The following is a 21,801-nucleotide window of genomic DNA, read 5'->3' on the forward strand; positions in this document are numbered from 1 at the left end:
TAATAGCAGTCAAATTCTGAAAAATGAGGATGAAGGAGTTTTTAATATGAAGAAGATTTTGATAGTTGATGATTCATCGTATATGCGAATGTTTATACGAAAAATTATTCAAAAAAGGGGAACTTATATGATCTTAGAAGCATCAGGTAAAGATGATGCAATAGAAACATATAAGATTGAAAGTCCTGATATTATAATTTTAGATTTAAATATGTCTGAAGTTAGAAAAGATGGCATTGATGTTTTAAGCCAAATAATGAGTATTGATCCTGAAGCAGTAGTAATTATTATATCTGCAGTAGGATATGATGATGTCAAAGATGAATGCTTAGCCTTAGGAGCTAAGAGTTATATAAAGAAACCATTTGATACTCAAACTTTAATAAAAACACTAGAAGAATACAAATAAAATTTTAATACAAAAATAGAAAAATCGTTATTTATACTGAAAAGATATATATGCTTAGTAGATTAGTTGAGATTAAAGAATGCAGTTATTAATAGAAAATGTATTCTTTAATTTTTTATTAATAAGGAATAAATTTAGGTGTTTATAAACAACCTAACATTATATAATTAAATAATTCTAAAAAGTGAATTGGGAATCTTATTTTATTATAATCAATAGAATATGTGTTGTAATAATAAATGTGCATTTAAAGATATGGTAAGCTAAGTATTTAACTAATATTAGCATATAGAAAATCGATTGCAATATACTATTATAAATAGCTATAAATTAATTTATTAAAAGTAAATATATTCTATGAAATGACAATGAATAAATGTTATTTTAAAATTAAAGTAAGAATTTATTTGATATTATTGGAGGATGATGTGATGTTAGATATTATAATTTACATAGCAATAGGGGCCGCAGCAGGTATTTTAAGTGGTTTGTTTGGAATTGGTGGTGGAATAATTATAATTCCTGCATTGATGTATTTAAAAGGATTTTCGCAGCTCACAGCTCAGGGGACATCTCTTGTTGCAATGCTTCCACCTGTTGGCTTACTTGCATTCATGGAATATTATAAGAAAGGTAATACAAATATAACTGCTGGTATAATTATTTGTGTTACTATGCTAATTAGTGCAAAATTTGGAGGCCAGCTTGCTAATATTCTTCCAGCAAGTATAATGAAAAAAGCTTTTGGAATATTTATTATTTTGGTTGGAATAAAAACTTTTATAGGTAAATAATGAAAAATAGTTAATTAGTAAAAAATAATAGTCTATATCATTAAAATAACCATTAATTTATTATAAGTTAGTGGTTATTTTTTATATGTTAATAATTTAATTGCTGTATTTTCAATTATAAATAGTCTAAAAACATAGTGCTTAACTTAAGCAAAATATTAACGATTGATCAGGTATCTCTGCATATTGGTGCAGTTTTGATATATTAGATGATAAATTAAGAAAAATAAAAAAGCCCCAATTGGGGTGCTTTAATTAAACAAAATGAGTGAAAATACAATGGAGGTGATAAATATTTAAATGAATGTGGTTTGGAATATATACCATCATATATTCACTCAAAGCTATAGATCGAATTAAATTTATTTAAGTGTATGCCTTTCAACAATTTAAATACCATCTGACTAAAGAGCTATTTTTCTAGTATCTTGATTATCTATTGCAGAAATAAGAGTTATTCTTTCGTGTGAAATCAAGATATCAGTGCTTTCAACGCTAGGTTTTTTTACTGTTACTACAAGATTTCTTGGGCCACCTACTGCCTCTATAGCTCTATTTATAAGTTTAATAGTATAAGAAAATACTTCTTTTACATCTTCATTTGATGAAAATACAACTGCATGTCCAGCTTTAAGCATTAGAATGCTGTTTCTAATTATTGTTTCGATAGGATTAGATGCTTCAACAATAACGCCATTTACAGTATAAGAATTATCACCGTTAATTATAGAGAACCTAGATTCAAGATAGTTATCATTTAAACATTTATCTAATGCATTAGTATTATTGTAAAGAATATTATTGTAGGAGCTAGCACCATTCTCTTTACAAGTCATTAAGCTAACTTCTTCTAAGTGCAATTCTAATTCTTTAATTACTGAATCTACTATTTCATTCTTTCTTTGTTCACTGTATTGCTTATATTTTTCACAAGCAACATGAGCTAATTTAATGGCATCTTCCATGGTGTCAAAAACTCCACAATCTCCTTGTCTATCGATTATAACTGCATATTGAATTGGTTTTTTTACTATCATAGTATTTATCCCCCTCATATTTATAGATTTTAATTTTTTACTATGATTTCTACTAACATAGAAGTAGAAGAAGTTAAATAATTAACGTTAATTATTTAACAATAAGATTTAAAAAAATATAGATATTTATATCACTATCTTATTAAGTATTATAACAATATGTTACTAATTATTCAAGTGGTTGTTGTGAATTTTCTGAATTTTATTTTATATTGTTAAAAAACTAGCTAATTATAAGTTCAATTTGAAGAATATGTATAAATTATCATAATAAAAAATAATTATTTAACAATCTTAAAAGTATATATAGATACATAATATAGTTTGTTTTTTTATAGATATTTATTTATATAACATAAGTAATCAATATTTCTACTAAGTAATAATTGACAAAAACATCAAACAATATACAATTATCTTATTAGGATATAGGGGGAATTATAAATGAAAAAAATAGTTAGTAGATTAATATTTGGTTTCGTATTATTTTCAATAATTGGATATAGCGGCATTCCAGAGAAGGTGAAAAATGAATATATTAATAGTAATAAGTATGCAGGAATACATATAAAAGAAATAAAAGAGAGATCAGTTCTAAATAATTCAGGAGAAGAAATAGGAAAAAGAGGAGAAGTTACATATAATCCTGATAAAATAACAGATGAAGCTTTAATAAATTTTTATAATGATAAGATTAAGAACACTGGGTATAACTATTATACTTTAACAAATGAAAAAGATAAAACTCAGGGTATTGTTTCAATTGCATGTGTAAATGTATTAACATATTCAGAAATAGATGACAATGGATATATAGTAAAAGCAAATAAAAATTTTGAAGTCAAATAGGATTGTATAAATTATAACTTTTGACTTCATATATAAGTTAATTAAAAGAAGGCACTAAAATGATCTCTAAGACTATTTTAATGCCTTCTTTTAATTGATTTTTTAAGGTGAAATTTTAGCTTTAAACTTGAAATTTCTTCTCAGCTTTGTCGTAATCTTTTAATAAATGATTCTTCCTTTTAAATATGAAGTAATATGGAACTTCATAAGCTAACATGAATATCCATCCTATGAGGCTTGCATAGGCCATACTTATCATCCCTACATGAGAAACTAATATAAAAACGAATATTACTCTAAAGGATATTTGGATAAGTGTAGAGATTAATGTAATTTTCATGTTTCCCATGCCTCTGAAGAAACCTTGAATACCATTTGTAAATGCAGGAAATAAATAAAAAAATGCCATAAGTCCTAAGTAACTCACACCTAAGTCAACCATGTTATTATCATTAGAAGAGACAAATAATTTCATTATGGGTGTCTTAAAAATTAATACAACCAAGCAGATTATTATCCAATAGCAAAACTCTATGAATAAGCCAACTCTAAATCCAGCTTTAATACGATTTTTATTATTTGCACCACGATTTTGAGCAACAAAAGTCATCATTCCATGAGATATACTTTGTTGTGGAGTGAAAGCAAAATCATCAACTCTGTTTACAGCATTAAAGGCTGCTATTGTAGCTACCCCTAATGGATTGATAGCACCTTGAATTAACAATTTGCCGATTGGCTGACAAGATTGCTGCAAAGCTGTTATTGATCCATGCTGGAGAGTTTGTTTTAAAAGCGTTTTATCTAATTTTATATCCTTTTTAGATAGTCTTAACAATGGTACTTTTTTATATATGTAAATTATACAAAATAGAGCGGAGCAAGCTTCAGCGATAGTTGTGGCTAGTCCAGCTCCAAGTACTCCCATATTAAAGCCTCCTATAAAAATAAAGTCAAGACATCCATTTAAAATAGATGCTATAGCTAAAAATCTTATTGGTGTTTTTGAATCCCCAACACTTCTCATTGCTGCAGATACTGCATTATATAGATATGTAAAAGGCATTGCGGCAAATATTATTCTTAGATAGAGTGTTGCAGATTCGAGAATTTCATTTGGAACTCCAAGGAGGATTAATATATTCTTAGAGAGGATTAAGCCTAATATTACAATTATTAGAGAAAAAAAACATCCGAATATTAAAGTTGTCGAAATCTCTTTTTTTAATTCTTCATATTTCCCAGCTCCAAAAAATTCACTCATAAGAACTGATGCTCCAATACATATACCTGTTATTCCTAAAATTACAATATTCATTACAGGATTAGCCGTTCCAACAGCTGCCAAAGCATCTGTACCAGAAAATCTTCCTACTATGATCGAATCTACGGCATTATAAGTAAGTTGGAGCAGATTTCCGAGTATTAATGGAATAGAAAAGCTTATAAGATGCTTATGTATATTCCCTTTAGTCATATCTTTAGTCATAATTTTCACTTCCTTAATATTTCTTCATTAGGTTATTATACTAAAGGTTAGATTACGTATTCAACAAACTAATTAGAGAAAATGTTTCATTTTGAAATCATTTTAACTTTCTCCATAATGTACTATGACTAATTTTCAATCTTTTCTCAACTTTGACCTGATTCATTCCTTCTTCCTCCATTACATGCTTTATAATACGAGTTTCTATTTCTTTTAAGCTTCCATTTAAATTAATAGGGATTAGAGAAGCATTTTTGTGATTTTCAAATTCTACTTTTAAGGCTGTTTTTACTTCATCAACATTAATATAAGAGCCATTACATTTAAGTGCTAATTGGTTTACAACTCTCATAAATTGTCGTATATTTTCAGGCCAATCGTATTCAGATAGTAATTTTATACCACCTTCTTTTATACCTACAACCTGACTTGCACATCTTAAATCTAGTTTTGAAAGATACATACTTACCATATTGCTGATTTCATTACTGTAATTTTTTAAAGGATTTAATTCAATTCTAACTTCATCAATTATTGAACGGAGTTGTCTAAGTAAATTTCCATTGCTAACACAGAGTTCAACAGGGAATTCGCAAGATGCAATTATTTTAATATCATTAGTTCTAGATAATTTTTTTAAAATATTAGCAATCTTTTTTTGTCCTTCTGTATATAACGTATCAATATCCTCCAGAAATAATGTGCCTCCTTCGTTTTTGAATTTATTAATTATGATTTTATATAGAAAGTCGTAGTTGTAATATTCAGGAATAGAGTGACAGCTTATACATATTAAGCTTTTTCTTTTTTGAGGACCATAGTAAGTGCATAAATATCCGATATCATTTTTACACATTCCATCTTGGCCAGTAATAATTGTTGGAAGTGGTGTGTTACTTAGATATGATATTTGAGAAAGAATTGTTTGAGGAAATACTGTATGTACAAAGCTTGTTGATATTTCATCTGGATTTAATATTTTTATAAAATCATCAATATTACTTTTTTCTCTTTTTTCATAATATGTACATTCAACTGCTTCAGATTTTAAATCTTTATTATTAGAAAGAGCGTTGCATAAGCGTATAGCTTCATCAATAGCGCTTTTTACAGCTTCAATTCCACTTGTAATAAGTATACTATTAATTCCAAACTCTTGCGCTGTTTCATATACCATATTATCACCAATAACGAGTTCATAGTTTTCTTGTTTTAGTTCTTTAATTAAGTCTCGAATATCTTTATGTTCAAAATAACACTTTGATTCGATTGAATAACCTAAAAGTTCACTTAGCTGTTTAAATGATTTAAATATATTTGGATAAGATAAGAATATTTTTTTCCCTTTATATCCTTCAGATAATTTTAAAATTCTAAGTATATCAAAGGCATTAATATGAATTTCAACAATAGGAGTTTGAGTAATTTGCCTGCAAACTTCAGCAGTACCACCCCTTGTTATAATTACATCATATTTTTGGTTTATATTTACTTGTTTCAGAATTTTTGGTCCTTGTTCATAATTCCCTTGATATACATCAATTTGGAAATTCTTATATTCAGATGAAACTGACATTGCGATTTCTTTTAAGCCAAAGTAGGGCGCTAAAAAAAGTATTTTTGCTTTCATAATTTTATTTACTCCATTAATTAATTTATTATACTATTATATCAAATATATAAATCAATTAATTAATTACATATATTATCTATATTTAAAAGTATGGAGATCCAGACACTTAATTGCAACATATATATGGAGTAAATATGTATCCAATTTTCGCTGATATACATATAAGTCTGGCTCTCATTATAGAACCCTATAATATATTGACACCTAAAAAGGCAGTTATCTATAAAATAAAAGTTTGTGTTTATAATTGAAAGAAGCCAGTGTTTTTACAGCACTGGCTTCTTTCAATACTTAGTAGTTTCTTTTAATATAAGAATATAAAATATTATATTATCTTACTGGACAAACTCCATTTGCGCACTCTTTATCAATTATTTCATGTTCGTCATCATCATCAAGTTCAGCTAATAATTCATAATCTATAGGTTTAACATTTTTTATACGTTCCTCATAATCTTCTTTTGTTGTAGATTCATAAGGTAAAAGAGGGTAAGTTTCGTCTGTTAGAGGAAGGAAAGTTATACCAACCACATAGTCAAAATTCTCATAGAGCCAATTGGCAACATCATCCCACTCATTTTCTCTTACATGTACGGTAATTGAAGTATTGTGATCAGTCCAATTTATCATTGATAATTTATAAAGTTCAAGTTGTTCTATAGCTCCAACATCATATTTTGTTTTTCCGTAAGGAGCTTTGATTGGAAATTCTATAACTTTTGTTGTGCAATTTTCATCACTTTGACCATTTTCATTATAAATTGGATAGCATTTTAGCTTCTCTATCATTTTATATAGAGGATCAGATGTAGAGATTCTAACTCTTCTAATATAATAATTAGAATGTGAATAATGTATTCCTGAACTTACACATGGAAGTGTGGATAGAGATCCTTCAGGCTTAATTGTGGTCATAAGCTCAGGAATGGAAATTCCAAGTTCTGAGCAGTATTTAATACCTTCGCATCTAACTACATCTCGTAAACGCTTTAGCAATAAACCTAAATTTTTATAAGTCATGTTTGTTCTATTTACCATATCCATCATTCCAGTTAATGATATTCCAACGATTCTATCATTTTGCATGATTTTATTCCAATCTGGAAGTTCTACGTCTACTAGGGTCATTCTAATAGCTACTCTAGTAGATAGTTTTATTATTTTTTCTAATTTATCAATATCTAGATTATTATCTTCATTTACGAATGAGGCTAAATTGTTAGTTGATAGGTTGCAGCATTGATGTGAATTAAGTAAAATTTCTCCACAGGGGTTACAACCTTTAAATGTACTTTTTCTTCTCATAGCTTCACTTCCATTAATAAAACCAGGTTCACCATTTATCTTTATGGATTCTAGGATTTTCTTTATTTTATTAAGCGATGGTTTTTCTTTATATAAAACGGAATTATTGCTCATTTTCCTATGAGATACTTCTGAATTTTCAATCCAATTTCCATTGACTATTGTATATAGTTTACTTTTTGCATTTATAACATCTTCATCATTTTCATCGCAAATTATCATCATTGCACTACGCCTAACTCCACCAGAAACTACATTTTCACTTATTATAGTAGCTATATCAAGCACATCTAAGGACCTTAAGCTTCCATTAACAAGATTACTGCAAACCTTATTTATTTTTTCAAACATTCTTTTTAACGATTTATGACCAGATGCTCTGCCACCAAACCTTTTTAATCTTTCACCCTCAGGTCTTACATAACTGTAATCAAATGTAATTTTCTTAATATCAATATATTCAGGACTTGTAATCAAATTAAAGTAAGTTTCTAGGGCGTTACACCAGCCTTCTTTGCTGTCACCAATTTTAATCTTAGCGACTGATGGATCTCCATCGTCTAAAATAAGTTTGGTGTTTTCCATATATTCTTTTGGAATGAACTTATGAATATCTTCATTATATTCGCTGTCTAGATATATTCTCCTTATATTAGGCATTCTTGATATTAGAGATTTATCTATTCTAACACCGACACCTGAACCAATCATGAGAAGATAAAATATGTCTACAAAATCATGGAATTTTTCAACCATTGTAAATGCACAGTTATAATTTGAAAGTGGATATTCTTTTACTATATCAGTTCCACCCATATAAAGAGTTCTACCTGATGTAAAGGTCCTTAAATTGAATAAATTATCAAATAACAGTTCAGCTTCTTTTACTTCATCTTGTAAATTTATGCTTAATCCCTGTTTCTTTTTAAATTCTATGCCAAGTTCAATATTATATTCTGTTGTTCTAAGAACTGTTTCAAACCAAGTTTCCCTTCGTTTTTTATTGTTTAAATATCTAGAATAAGTTCGTAAATAAACAAATTCACCGATATTGCTTAAAGGCGTATTCCTAATTTCTCTGTATTTGTTTAAAAATGATTCTGATAATAGTTCGCTCATATATATTCCTCCAGTTTTACTTAATAAGCTAATAATTTCTTTCTAATCCTTATATTCTTTTGAATTATAATATCTTCAAGTTTTATAATAACATTATTTTAAATCATTTTATGATAAAATACAATATGTTGTATTTATAAAAAAGTATTCATACAATATATAGAGTTGTCCCATTCGCTATAATGATTGATTTTGACAAGTAATATGAAAATTTAATTAAGTATATTTAAGGAAGGACTTATAAAATAAAATGTAATTTTATAAAGAGATTATATGAGTAATTGCATAAACGTGATATCAATCACAGTTTTATATAATAAATCGTGATACTGTAATTTAGTAATATAAATTTTAAGCGGCTTTAGCTATAGATCTAAATATAAGCTATATGCAGTTACTTACAGGTATAACTGTAGGTTTTTTATTGCGCTCAAAAGTTTCATAATATAAATTATTACTTTTAGCTAAAATTAGCACATAGACCGCTTGCGCAGAAAGGATAGATAAAAAACAATGACTAAAAATGAGCTTGAAGCATTAAAATTAGAAGGTTTCATGCAGCAACAAGATAAAGAATATTTTTCACTTAGAATATTGACAGATGCAGGAAATTTAAGTTCTAATGAAATGGTTTGTCTAGCAGAAATATCTGAATTATATGGAAATGGATACATGGGATTTACAACACGGCAATGTGTTGAAATACCTTGGATTAGAGAAGATTTGATTCCAGAGGTTAAGAAAAGGATATTAAACGCAGGAATCAAGACAGGAGGCACTGGTACAAGGGTTGTAGCTGTAGCTGCTTGCAAAGGAGCACTTTGTAGGTTCGGATTATTAGATTCACAAGAAATAGCTAAAAATCTCGATAGAAAGTTTTTAGGAATAGATCTTCCAGGTAAATTTAAAATTGGAGTAGCAGCATGTCCTAATAATTGTGTAAAAGCTCCAATCAGTGATTTGGGTTTTTTAGCTCAAAATGAACCAAAGGTTGAGACAGATATGTGCAAAGGATGTAAGATTTGCGAACGTACTTGTAAAGTTGACGCGATATCAATGGTACATAAAAAAGCAGTAATAGATTATGATAAATGCATTTCTTGTGGGCAATGTATCAAAGCATGTCCTTTTAAAGCTATGAAGTTAGATAATGAAGGAGTTGCAGTATATTTAGGTGGCAAGTTTGGAAGAAATTTAAGAATAGGAAATCGTCTTAAAAAACTTTACCAGCCTGATGAATTGGAAGTTATTACAGAAATGGTTATTGAGTATTATAAAAATAATGCTATCAAAGGTGAAAGATTAGGAATGACAATAAGTAGACTAGGTTTTAATCATATAAAGAACGCACTAGATATATAGATGTTGCTATAGTTAATTCTCGTTTAATATTATTTTAATGATTATGTTATTAAAACATAATCAAATGGTTTGACAATGATGAATAAATAAAATAGAATGATATTAAACGATAATAAAGTATATTAAATGAGAATGAATTACTATGGGGGAGATGTAATCATGAATAAAGCAGTTTTTTTTGACATAGATGGAACTTTAATGGACTGTTTAAATGGAATAACAGATATTAGGCCTAGAGTAAAAGAAACAATTCGCTCACTTCAAGCAAATGGAGATTATGTATTTATTGCAACGGGCAGACCATATGCCTTTTTAAATGAGTCTTTGTATAATTTTGGATTTGATGGCTTTGTCCTTACCAATGGGGCATATGTAAAAGTTAAGGAAAAATGTATATATAAAGAATGTCTTAAAAGGGATTCCATAAAAGAATTAGTGTATAATTTTGAGCAGCGTAATATTCAATATATTTTGCAAGGAGAAACATATTCATACATTAAAGATGAATATAAAAAACTACATTCTTTCTATGATTCTTTTAGTATATCTAAAAAATATTTCCAATCTGAATATGATCTAGAAAAAGTAGAGACGTACAAAATTGAGATGTTATATAATGATAAAAGTGGAATGGATTATTGCTTGAATTTAGCGAATGATGATTACGATTATATTCATAATATAGAGGAAAAATCTTTTGAACTATATTCAAAATCAAATACAAAGGCAACTGGAATATTAAGAGTATTGGACTTTTTAGATATTCCAATAGAAAATAGCTATGCCTTTGGAGATGGTAAGAATGATATAGAAATGTTGTCTACAGTAGGATGCGGAATTGCTATGGGGAATGCCGAGGATTACGTTAAAGAACACGCTAAGGAAGTAACTGATACTGTACAAAATGATGGAGTAGCTTTAGGAATAGAGCGATTTATCTACTAAAATAGACCTGCATTTTATTTATTAAAATGCAGGTCTATTTTAGTAAATTTTATGATTATTTATACTAATCTAAAAAATCATATGATTTATTTAATGAACCTAAAGAATACTAAAATTAAAATTTTTCAAATATTATTTGCTGCCTATATTACCAAGAAATATGCGAGAATACAACATATATAACCTTTTCATATGCAATTATGAAAATTATATCTATATGTAACAAAAATTACTTTTGTGTTTGATACATTCTTATCCTATAATAGGGCAATACCATATCGGTGGGGAAAGTAACCTAGAATATTATTAGGTCACAAATAAAACACAAGGAGTGGTAATTTGATTAAATTAAAAATAAATGTTATAAAAACTTGTATATTTCTAGGAGTATGTTTGCTAGGATTTGAAACAAACTTTTTAGATCAGCAAACTAAAAATATTCAAATAAATAGAATTGTTACAGGTAGCTATAAAGAAGACTTTAATCTCAAAAAAGAAAGTACCGATACTGATAAATATGCAGAATCAGTAGAGAAATCAGATGAAGGTTCATCAGATTCAGTAAATACATCATCGGTAAAAAATCAAAAGCAAATAGGTAAACCTATTAAAGCAGAATTAACTGCATATAGTGATGATCCTAGATGTTCGGGAAAATGGAAGTCACAAACAGCAATGCAGACAACAACAAGAATAGGTGTTATTGCGGCCCCATCTAATATACCGCTTGGAAGCAAGATGTATATTCCGGAGTTGGAAAATTATAAGCCTGATGGCATGTTTGATGTTGAAGATAGAGGTGGAGCAATTAAGGTAAAAAAAGATGGCACTTATGTAATAGATGTTTGGGTCCCGTCATATGAAGAGGCTAAACAATTTGGTAGAAAAACTACTACTATATATCTATTAGAATAAGTATAAATTTAAAATTACTTTAATATCTGTGATTTTATTTACACAAATATCCTAAGGGAAGTTACATCTTTCAATTTAAATATTTATAAAATTATATGTAATATTGTTAATATTCAATTGGATGAAACCCTTAGGAACTTTTAGAAAAAATATAATAATGATTTTATTATTACAAGCTTAGAGTGAATTTGCTATGTATTAATTTAGATATAGGTGGAATGTTCGCTTATATCTTTTTGTTTTATAATAAATTTTGTATATTATAAGGATATGTTAATGGAAGCATAATGTAATATTTAATAGTACATAGTATACTAATAATATAATCTTAATAAGACTAACTTTCTCAAATTATTTAATATTATAAATAAATGTAATATTGTTGTATTAACTTTTATGATTCAAAACGAAAATTCTGCTAAATTATGTAGAAAAATAATGAATAAGACCTCGTTAAATGGTATAATTGAATATATGTGTATAAAAATCTAATATCAGATTATTGAGGTGAATTATGAAAACCTATAATGTTAAATATAGGGACTTTAAAACTTTACAATTATATGTAAATAGCAATGACATAATGAAATATAATAATATATTAGTACAGGTGTTTTCTGGGATATGCAATAAAGAGTTTATAAATGAAGTAATAAGAAATTTAAAATTATTAATTCCTCAATGCAAAATAGTTGGGGCTACGTCGTCAGGTGAAATACTAAATGGAGATATATTTGAACGGGAGTGCATAATCTCCATAAGTGTTTTTGAGAAAACCATAATTAAATCCATCTTAGTTAAGGATAATATATCTGATTTTAGTAAAGGTGTGAAAATAGCTAATTGTCTAATTAGTACAGATACGAAGGCAATAATATCTTTTGGCGATTCAAGCATTATGGGCGAGGAACTTTTAAATGGGATAAATTCTGTAAATGATCATGTTCTGGTAGCTGGTGGAATTGCTGGGAAGAGCGATCCAGCGTATGAAACATATGTTTTTACAGAAGAGGGAGTAGAAAAAAACGCAGTAGCTGCAGTTGCATTAAAAGGTGAATTTTTAAATGTAAATAACGGAAGTAGTTTTAATTGCATACCTATAGGGAAAGAACACGAGATAACATTGGTAGAAGATAACATAGTAAAAAAGATAGGAACTATATCAGTAAAAGAATTTTATAACAAGTATTTAGGTACTAACAATAATGATCAAATTCTACGTATGGGAAATAAGTTCCCATTAATGGTAAAAAGAAATAACAGATATTTTAGTGCTCACATATTAAAATTCATAAATGCAGAAGAAGCGCTTATATCTACAAAGCTGGATATTGGTGAAAAAATAAGGATTGGTTTTGGTGACTTAAGAGAGATTTTGCAAAGTGCAAAGGAAATGTATAGCGAGATTACAAGGTGCCCATGTGAGAGTTTATTAATATATTCATGTGATTCAAGAAAAAATATATTTAAGAAAGTAAATGCAAAGGAAATAATACCGTTTAAAGATTTATCTGTAGGTGGTTTTTATACCTTTGGTGAATTTAATAATGTTAATAATAAAAATATGTTTTACACTGAAACAATGACCGTATTAGTACTTTCAGAAGATGTCAATGCAAGAATTAAAATTATATCAGAAATTGATGATGAATACTCTTATTTTAATGAGGAGGATTCAGCATTATACAACCTGATAAAGAATACTGGGGAAGAATTAAATCAATTAAATATAAAATTAGAGGAAAAAATAAAAGAAAAAACAGATGAGTTAGAAAAACAATATTATACGGACAAGTTGACGGGTTTAGAAAATAGAAATAAACTAATTAATGACTTGTGTGTAGAAAAATACACTAAACTTACAATTGTTGATATAAGGTCCTTTAATGATATAAATGATTTTTATGGAAATACAATAGGCGATAAGGTATTGAAGGATATTTCTAAGTTAATTAGTTGTTACTGTAATGAGAATAAATTAAATTCTTACAGAGTGAATTCAGATATATTTGCTATAGCAAGTAGTGATATAGCAAAAGAAGAGTTCATTGCAAGAATACAATTTTTACAAAATGAAATAAACAATCAATGTTTCGTTTACGAAGAAGGTAAGATTTTCTTAACAATTGTAATGGGAGTTGCGTTAGAAGAAGAATTATTATTTGAGAAAGCAGAAATGGCTTTAAATTATGCAAAAAAAAATAAAGAATTATTTCAAATATATAGGGAAGATCTTAACATATATGAGGGAATCAAGGAAAATATAATATGGACTAAAAAAATTAAAGATGCTATAGCTGAAAATAGAATAGTTCCATTTTTTCAACCAATAGTTAATAATAGTTTAAAGACAATTGAGAAATGCGAGGCTTTAATTCGTATGATTGATGAAAACGGAAAAGTTATATCTCCATATTTTTTCTTGGATATAGCAAAAAAAGCTGGATTATATAAAGAACTAACGATAATAATGCTAGAAAAAACTTTTGAAGTTTTAAATAAAACTAATTATGAAATATCTATAAATCTTCTTCTTCAGGATATAATGAACAGCGAAATTAGAGCCCTAATCATAAAAAAATTAAAGAAGGTACGAAACCCTGAGAAGATTGTATTTGAAATAGTTGAATCGGAAGGTATTGAAAATTTTAATGAAGTTACTGAATTTATAAAAGAAGTAAAAAAATATGGATCAAAAATTGCAATTGATGATTTTGGAACTGGTTATTCAAATTTTAACTATCTTATGAAGCTAAATGTAGATTATATAAAGATTGATGGATCAATTATTAAAAATGTTCATAAAGATAAGTCAGCAGAAATTGTTACAAAGACTATAGTATTATTTGCAAAAGAGTTAGGGATAGAAACTATTGCAGAATTTGTATCTGAAGAAGAAATATATAATAAAATAAAAGATTTGAATGTAGATTATTCTCAGGGATATTATTTTTCAGAACCAAAAGAAAATATAGGGTGATTTTCAGGCACCCTATATTTAAGAATGATTGACTTAATAATAATTAATAATACTTTTTGTATTTGGGGAAATAATGTTTAATGAACTTATTAAGTTGTTAAACATTATTTGCCTTTTTTAATTTAGAAAAATAATATATTAAGCATGTAATAAAGGCACATGTAATCTTTATCATAAGATCGGTTGCAGTATCTTCAAGACTTCCATTTGTCATATCAGTTTTAAAAAAATAATCTGCTAAGAATTCATATATCTCCCAGATGGTACCTATTGCAATTGTGAAACAAAAGGCAAATATTAAGGTGAATTTAGAAAATTTTTCCTTGGTTGTATTTTTAGTTTTTTCTATAATTCCCTGTAAAAGATGTACTCCAATTATAACCCCATATACACCAAATATACCATGAAGAAATAAATCCCACCACCAGAACATACTATAGAACTTTAAAGTTTCTCCTAGATATAAAGTAGCAAATATAAATATTATTGATGCTGATAAAAAACTAGATGGAAGGGTTATTTTGTTAGAATTAGCAACTTTAAGAACGATAAAAGGAATAAATATGCTTATAGCATCCCAGAGTAAAAAAAGTAGATAACTCCACGGATTTGATGAGGCGGTCCTAATAGCCGTAATAATAATTAATATTTCAAGTAATATTGCTAATATTACGCCAATTTTACTGCTTTTGTTAATCATTAAAATCAACCCCTTTTTAATGTATATACTTATAAATATTTATAGGGAGTCTAAATCTAATGATATCTTTTCCTTTTTTATATAAAAATATGTGCATTTAGGAATAGGCTTGTCCTAGAGTAAATTGCTTTTATATTAATTTACTCTAGTAGGAGGCCTTTCTATAATTAATTCTTATGAATTACAGGAAGATTTATTTTTTTTATATAACAAATCATTCTGATTGAAAAAATAACGATTAATGATATATGCTGGGATACATGAGTTCCTAAAAGAGGATATAGAAACCACAGTAAAATTGAACCAAGGATACATGCAATGCAGTAAACATCAGTTTTAAAAATTTCAGGCTTTCTATTGGTAATTATATCTCTAAGTACGCCTCCACCAACCCCAGTAATGCTTGTAGCAAATAGAAATAGCATTAAATTATAGCCACTTTCAAGAGCTTTAATTCCAGAAGAGACAGAAAAAGCTGAAAGCCCTATTGCATCTATTATCACAAACATATTATTATATTTTAGTTTTCCACGAAGTATAACAGGAATTGTTGCACCTAAAATGATAAAAGGAATAGTTGTATAGTTTTCAAAAAATAATGGAATTCCAACATCCGTTACAATATCACGGAGAACTCCTCCTCCCATAGCTGTGACAGTAGCGAGAATATATATACCGAATAAGTCGAATTTTTCCTCAATTGCAACATGAGCCCCAGATGCTGCAAATGCAAATATGCCTAGATACTCCAATATATTAATATCATTCATAAATCAAACACCTCTTTCAATTAAATTTTATGCATAAAAATAGACGAATTGCATAAACAATTCGCCTCTGTTATTTTACCTGAAAGATTCTCTTTTAATAGTTAACTAAAAAGATTGCTTCTTGGGTGTCATAAGACTTTCCAGAGTTTCGTCAGAATTCGGTCCTTTTGCCTGAGAGTTTGTTGCGATTTCACCTTCGGCTCTACATTGCTTGTAGCATCTCCCAAATTCGTCACACGATTACTATAATTAATCAGAAATATTATAAATTAGTTTTAATAGCATGTCAAACTAATTTATTCAATTCATCTTCGTGTAAAGTTTCTTTTTCTAATAATTCTATAGCAATCTTATCAAGAGAAGCTCTATTTTTATTTAAAAGTTTCAGTGTTTCATTGTATAGATCGTTAACAATATTTTTACATTCTTCAATAACAGAATTTCCATAACTACTATATAAAGGACCTACACTTGATAGATTTATAAGCCCTAAGGTTTCTCCCATACCATACTCAGTAACCATTTTTAAAGCAATATCAGTAGTTTGAGATATATCTCCATGCGCTCCAGTAGAAATTTTATCTTTACCAAAAATTATTTCTTCTGCAGCTCTACCACCTAGTGAAACTTTAATTTTATTTTTCAAATAATCTATTCTGTGGTAATTGGTATCTTCAGGAATAGATAATGTATAACCTCCAGCACCTTTTGTTGTCGGTATAATTGTTATTTTAGAAACTTTATCCTGTGGAAGTAATAGCATATTAACTAATCCATGCCCTGCCTCATGATATGCAGTAAGAAGTTTATCTTCTTCTTTAAGATAACTTCTTTCTTTTTTTTCGTGGCCAGCTAAAGTTATAGAATATGCGTTTTCTATATGGTCATAAGTTATATAATCACTGTTGTCTTTGGCTGCTAATATAGCACTTTCATTAACTAAACTTTCTAGCTTTGCACCAGAAAAATATACTGTTTTTTTAGCTATATCTTTAATATCAATATTTTCATGTGGTTTGTTCTTTAAATGAAGAGATAAGATCTTTTCTCTTGCATTAACATCTGGCAATGCAACTTCTATATGTCTATCAAACCTTCCTGGTCTAAGAAGAGCTTTGTCCAACATATCAAGTCTATTTGTAGCTGCAATTACTACAATTCCTTCTTCTTGTCCAAATCCAGACATTTCAGTTAAAAGCGCATTTAATGTTTGATCTTTTTCATCGTTACTAGATCCGTTTTTTCCATTACCTCTTGCTTTACCTATAGCATCGATCTCGTCAATAAATATTACAGCTTTTCCTTGAGATTTTGCTTTCTTAAATAAATTTCTTACTCTTGCAGCACCAACTCCAACATATACTTGGACAAAATCAGAACCACTGAGCGCATAAAATGGAACTCCCGCTTCACCTGCAACTGCTTTTGCAAGTAATGTCTTACCTGTACCTGGATCACCGTAAAGAATAACGCCCTTTGGCATTCTAGCACCATACTTTTGATACTTTTCTGGGTTCTTAAGAAAATCTACAACATCCATTAAACTTTCTTTAGCTTCTTCATTTCCAGCTACAGCATCAAAATTTAGGGCTGCTTTCTTATCTTTGCTAAAATCTTGCATTTCCATCGATGTTACAGAAGAAACGCCACCTTTTGATTTATATACAAGCATCGCAACTATTGCAAAAAGTGATAATCCTAAAATTCCAGAAGGAATAGTTTTTGAAATAGGGGGAGTGGTCTCGTCCTTAACTTCTATTCCATTTAGTAATAGCTTTTCTTTTAAAGTATCAGTATGCGGATTATCTGTAGAGTATTTATCACCGCTATTTAGTATTACAGTCATTTTAGGAGAAGTATCAACTATTACAGTTGATATTTTATTAGAATTAAGATCTTCAGTAAAATAAGAATAACCTTTATTAACTACCTTTGAATTTATTGATGTTACTACCATTACTATAAGAGACAGGATAGCTGTTATTATAGGAATAATAATATAGTATTTTTTTATCTTATTCATTAAGTACCTCCAATTTCTTAAAAGATGACTTAAGGCATACATATTTATAACTTATTTTGTAAGCCTAATATTGATTATACAGGTTTAAAATTAGAAGTCTAATTTCTTTCATTGATTTTACCAATGTAATTTTTGGAGAAATACTCAATCAATTTTTTTTCTGAATGCAAAAAATTTCATTAATATAAATGTGATTGGAACGCCTATGATTGCGGCTAATAAATAAGCAATAAGTTTATTTAATCCCATGAAATTAAAAACTATTATTACAACTATATTTTGGATAATAAAATTTGGGATATAGGATATTGCAAATTTTATAAATTTATTTAATTGTAGTTTTTCTTTAAAAGTTATAAGACTATTCAATAAATACGATATAATCAAACCCGAAATATAGCCAACTATAAATGCTATATTCTCATTTAAAAAACTTGAATATATATAAGAAAAAACAGTTCCGTTAAATGTATTTATAACCCCTATTATTAAAAAAGTAACAAATTCTTTTGTATAGAAAGTGTTTTTGAATTTTTGAACTATATTATCCATAAGTTTCCTCCTGCAAATTTTCTCATCTATGCTAATTAATTTAGTAAAGATGAGAAATCTTATTTTTTATTTAATTTCATTATGTATTTTCTGAATATATTTTAGTATTATTCAAATGAATAAGAGTTGAAGCTTACTATAAACCATATTGATGAAACCATGAACTTATAATTAACATAAGTCCAATGGAACAATCCCCTTAAAAATAAGCTAGTATCTATAAACTTGTATTAATGATTATAAAGAGCGTTTGTCAATAGGTTTATAATTATAATGATTATCCATTATATCAACGCAAAGATACTCTATCAGTCTTATAGAAATTAAAGTTGTTTATTACCCTTTTAAGAAACGAATTACTCTGGCTGAAGTGTCTTATTCAGCAATCAATATTACTTCAACTATAATATTGTTAAACAAATATATCAATAAAATTGATATATTTATTGTAAATCTATATTAATATGCAGTAGCGTTAACCTAAACATAGATTACTAAAATACTTATGTATATTTTAACTATATACATTATTTCTGAATAAACGCTGAACAGATTTCAAGAACTAGCTTTATTTAAAAGTTCATTCCAATAGTAATATTTCTACGTTATATTACATCGTAGAGTCTTAGAGTCTACAAAAATTTTAAGTATATATTATAAAGTATATTGGTTATTCATATAATTAAATAGATTTGGCAAATGATTATGAAATATCATTGTATTGCAAAATATTATTCATGTAATTTTTAGTAAACTATATTAAATACAATGGTCGTTTTATTTAAATTTGAATATAAAAATATACAAGTGAGGTATATATATGATAAGACCAAGGCCTTTAAAGAAAGGTGATAGAATAGGATTAATTGCAGCCTCAAGTCCAACAAAACCAGATAGAATAAAACCCTCAATTAAAGCTATGGAAGAGCTGGGGTTTGAAGTTGTTTTAGGGAAAAGTTGCAAGTGTTATCATGGATATTTATCTGGAAGTGATGAAATAAGAGCAAATGATATTAATAAAATGTTTGATGATAAGACTATAAAAGGTATTTTTGCAATAAGGGGCGGATATGGAGCAGGAAGACTTTTGAGCATGCTGGATTACAATATGATAAAAAGAAATCCGAAGGTTTTTGCAGGATATAGTGATGTTACAGCTCTTCATACTGTATTTAATGAAAAATGTAAATTTATAACTTTTCATACTCCAATGATATCAACCGAATTTTATAAAGGTGTAGATGATTATACAATGGATTATTTTATAAAAAATATATTTAGTGATAAGCCATTAGGAATACTAAAAAATCCAGATGGACAAGAAATAAAAACTTTAGTAAATGGAAAAGCAATAGGGAAATTGGTTGGGGGAAATCTTTCTTTAGTTGCATCATCTATGGGAACTCCATATGAACTAGATACAAAAGGAAAGATATTATTCTTAGAAGAGGTAGATGAATATCCATATAAAATAGATCGGATGTTACTTCAATTAAAACAGTGTGGAAAATTTAAAGATGCTGCAGGCATTATTTTAGGTTCATGGACTGGTTGTGATCCAATAGAAGGGAATAACAGTTTAACATTAATGGAGATATTTGAAGAATTGATAAAGCCAGAAAATACTCCAACAATTTATAATTTGGCTTGCGGACATTGTGCTCCTACTATAAGTATTCCATTAGGAGCAAGAGTAAAGATAAATGGAGAAAGAAGCGAAATAGTTATTCTTTAATTTATTATCAAACATTATACATTGGAGTGATTTGATGAAAAATGCAATAGTTAATAATACTATAGGAATGTTAAAACGTGAGCCAAAAAATAATTCAGAAAGCGTAGATGAAGTGCTATTTGGAATGAATGTTGAAATACTCAAGGAGGAATTTAATAATTGGTTTTATGTAAGAACTCGCTACAATTACGAAGGATATATTAATGGTATTTATTTAATAATAAATGATAAATTATCAGAAAAATGGGAAGCAGAAAAAAATTCAATAGTTATTAATTCTTTTGCAGATATTCTTAATAAACCGCAAGCATCTGGATTTCCAATTGCAACACTGACAAGAGGAGCTAATTTAATTTCTACCTACGAATGCAGCAAAGATAATAAGTTTACAAAAGTTATATTACCTAATCTTAGTATGGGCTGGATAAGAAGTAGTTTCATATCCAATTTGAAGAGCGGTTATGATATAAATGATGAAGAAGGTCTTAGGAATAATTTAGTATCATCGGCTGTATCCTATATTGGAACACAGTATAGGTGGGGAGGGAAAACTCCTCTTGGAATCGATTGCTCGGGCCTCTGCTCTATGGCATATATGTTGAATGGGATTCTAATTTATAGAGATGCAAAGATTAAAGAAGGTTTTCCTATTAAAGAAATAACATTTAAGCAAATAAAAAAAGGAGATCTAATATTTTTTCCAGGACATGTTGCTATGTACTTAGGCGATGGCAAATATATACATTCATCAACAAGTAATGATGTAGTAAAAATAAATAGTTTTAATAAAAATTCAAATGACTATAATGAAGATCTAGATAGAAGTTTAAAACGATTTGGAAGTATATTTTAAAACTGATTTCATAAATTATGTAATTTGGATGGTATAATGCATTAGCAATGCAAAGAGCTGTTAACAGAGGATGGATAAATCCTTATGATTCGCCACTTAAACAATTAGCAAATTCTTATAGTGAATCAAAGCATATAATTAGCGAGATCAAAGAATAGTAAAAAGATTTCAAGAAAGGTGCCTATTTGTAATATTAAGGCGCCTTTTTTAAGTACTTAAATAAATATTAATTTTTAAATAAAATGATCATTGAAATATTTGAAATAGTTAGTAATTTAATCAATAATTTTGAAATATATCTATTTATAGAAAATCAAATAATTATAAATTT

17 protein-coding genes and 1 riboswitch are annotated in these 21,801 nt (G+C 27.9%); of the genes, 9 read left to right on the plus strand and 8 right to left on the minus strand.

What is annotated here, in order from left to right; translation table 11 throughout:
* Positions 1 to 46: 46 nt before the first annotated feature.
* Together F3K33_RS12855 and F3K33_RS12860 are read left to right on the plus strand one after the other, a co-directional pair.
* The gene (locus F3K33_RS12855; RefSeq protein ID WP_012058727.1) at positions 47 to 409 is read left to right on the plus strand and encodes a response regulator; all 363 of its coding nucleotides are present in this window, start codon (positions 47 to 49) and stop codon (positions 407 to 409) included.
* 431 nt (positions 410 to 840) lie between these two features.
* A complete protein-coding gene (locus tag F3K33_RS12860) occupies positions 841 to 1,203 on the plus strand; it encodes a TSUP family transporter (protein ID WP_012058728.1) in 363 nt (120 codons plus the stop codon).
* A 404-nt stretch (positions 1,204 to 1,607) separates the two neighbouring features.
* Here the strand turns inward: F3K33_RS12860 and F3K33_RS12865 are convergent, their stop codons facing one another.
* Positions 1,608 to 2,240, minus strand: a complete 633-nt coding sequence (locus F3K33_RS12865) for an aldehyde dehydrogenase family protein (protein WP_023974668.1) — start codon at positions 2,238 to 2,240, stop codon at positions 1,608 to 1,610.
* Between the two features lie 444 nt (positions 2,241 to 2,684).
* On the opposite strand from F3K33_RS12865, the gene F3K33_RS12870 reads away from it, so the two are divergent.
* Positions 2,685 to 3,089 carry a hypothetical protein gene (locus tag F3K33_RS12870; RefSeq protein ID WP_039770901.1) on the plus strand — a complete coding sequence of 135 codons (405 nt, stop codon included), beginning with the start codon at positions 2,685 to 2,687 and terminating at the stop codon, positions 3,087 to 3,089.
* Between the two features lie 121 nt (positions 3,090 to 3,210).
* Here the strand turns inward: F3K33_RS12870 and F3K33_RS12875 are convergent, their stop codons facing one another.
* The 3 genes from F3K33_RS12875 to nrdJ form a co-directional block, all read right to left on the minus strand.
* Positions 3,211 to 4,578, minus strand: coding sequence for an MATE family efflux transporter (locus tag F3K33_RS12875; protein WP_012058731.1), 1,368 nt, complete (start codon positions 4,576 to 4,578; stop codon positions 3,211 to 3,213).
* A gap of 97 nt (positions 4,579 to 4,675) precedes the next feature.
* The gene (locus F3K33_RS12880) at positions 4,676 to 6,208 is read right to left on the minus strand and encodes a sigma-54-dependent transcriptional regulator (RefSeq protein ID WP_039770902.1); all 1,533 of its coding nucleotides are present in this window, start codon (positions 6,206 to 6,208) and stop codon (positions 4,676 to 4,678) included.
* Between the two features lie 333 nt (positions 6,209 to 6,541).
* Positions 6,542 to 8,635 carry a ribonucleoside-triphosphate reductase, adenosylcobalamin-dependent gene (gene nrdJ / locus F3K33_RS12885; RefSeq protein ID WP_039770904.1) on the minus strand — a complete coding sequence of 698 codons (2,094 nt, stop codon included), beginning with the start codon at positions 8,633 to 8,635 and terminating at the stop codon, positions 6,542 to 6,544.
* 513 nt (positions 8,636 to 9,148) lie between these two features.
* Here nrdJ and F3K33_RS12890 point away from each other — a divergent pair.
* From F3K33_RS12890 to F3K33_RS12905, 4 genes are all read left to right on the plus strand, one after another.
* A complete protein-coding gene (locus F3K33_RS12890; protein ID WP_039770907.1) occupies positions 9,149 to 9,997 on the plus strand; it encodes a ferredoxin-like domain-containing protein in 849 nt (282 codons plus the stop codon).
* Positions 9,998 to 10,156: 159 nt separating this feature from the next.
* Complete coding sequence (locus tag F3K33_RS12895) at positions 10,157 to 10,942, plus strand: Cof-type HAD-IIB family hydrolase (RefSeq protein ID WP_023974674.1); 786 nt, start codon at positions 10,157 to 10,159, stop codon at positions 10,940 to 10,942.
* A 339-nt stretch (positions 10,943 to 11,281) separates the two neighbouring features.
* Positions 11,282 to 11,857, plus strand: coding sequence for a 3D domain-containing protein (locus tag F3K33_RS12900; RefSeq protein WP_039770909.1), 576 nt, complete (start codon positions 11,282 to 11,284; stop codon positions 11,855 to 11,857).
* 514 nt (positions 11,858 to 12,371) lie between these two features.
* Positions 12,372 to 14,837 carry a bifunctional diguanylate cyclase/phosphodiesterase gene (locus F3K33_RS12905; protein WP_039770911.1) on the plus strand — a complete coding sequence of 822 codons (2,466 nt, stop codon included), beginning with the start codon at positions 12,372 to 12,374 and terminating at the stop codon, positions 14,835 to 14,837.
* Between the two features lie 97 nt (positions 14,838 to 14,934).
* Here the strand turns inward: F3K33_RS12905 and F3K33_RS12910 are convergent, their stop codons facing one another.
* The 4 genes from F3K33_RS12910 to F3K33_RS12925 form a co-directional block, all read right to left on the minus strand.
* Positions 14,935 to 15,537, minus strand: coding sequence for a DUF2238 domain-containing protein (locus F3K33_RS12910; RefSeq protein ID WP_039770914.1), 603 nt, complete (start codon positions 15,535 to 15,537; stop codon positions 14,935 to 14,937).
* A 167-nt stretch (positions 15,538 to 15,704) separates the two neighbouring features.
* Positions 15,705 to 16,307: a trimeric intracellular cation channel family protein gene (locus F3K33_RS12915; RefSeq protein WP_023974678.1), complete on the minus strand. Its 603-nt coding sequence runs from the start codon at positions 16,305 to 16,307 to the stop codon at positions 15,705 to 15,707.
* A gap of 149 nt (positions 16,308 to 16,456) precedes the next feature.
* Positions 16,457 to 16,543: riboswitch (glycine riboswitch) on the minus strand.
* A 50-nt stretch (positions 16,544 to 16,593) separates the two neighbouring features.
* Entirely contained in the window at positions 16,594 to 18,330 is a 1,737-nt protein-coding gene (locus F3K33_RS12920; RefSeq protein WP_039770917.1) for an ATP-dependent metallopeptidase FtsH/Yme1/Tma family protein, read from the minus strand.
* Between the two features lie 144 nt (positions 18,331 to 18,474).
* The gene (locus F3K33_RS12925; RefSeq protein ID WP_039770919.1) at positions 18,475 to 18,882 is read right to left on the minus strand and encodes a GtrA family protein; all 408 of its coding nucleotides are present in this window, start codon (positions 18,880 to 18,882) and stop codon (positions 18,475 to 18,477) included.
* 820 nt (positions 18,883 to 19,702) lie between these two features.
* Here F3K33_RS12925 and F3K33_RS12930 point away from each other — a divergent pair.
* Positions 19,703 to 20,617 (plus strand): S66 peptidase family protein, encoded by a 915-nt coding sequence (locus F3K33_RS12930; protein ID WP_039770921.1) that lies wholly within the window; start codon positions 19,703 to 19,705, stop codon positions 20,615 to 20,617.
* A gap of 34 nt (positions 20,618 to 20,651) precedes the next feature.
* Positions 20,652 to 21,470, plus strand: a complete 819-nt coding sequence (locus tag F3K33_RS12935; RefSeq protein ID WP_039770923.1) for a C40 family peptidase — start codon at positions 20,652 to 20,654, stop codon at positions 21,468 to 21,470.
* Positions 21,471 to 21,801 lie beyond the last annotated feature (331 nt).

Source organism: Clostridium beijerinckii, assembly GCF_008705175.1.
GTDB lineage: Bacteria > Bacillota > Clostridia > Clostridiales > Clostridiaceae > Clostridium > Clostridium beijerinckii.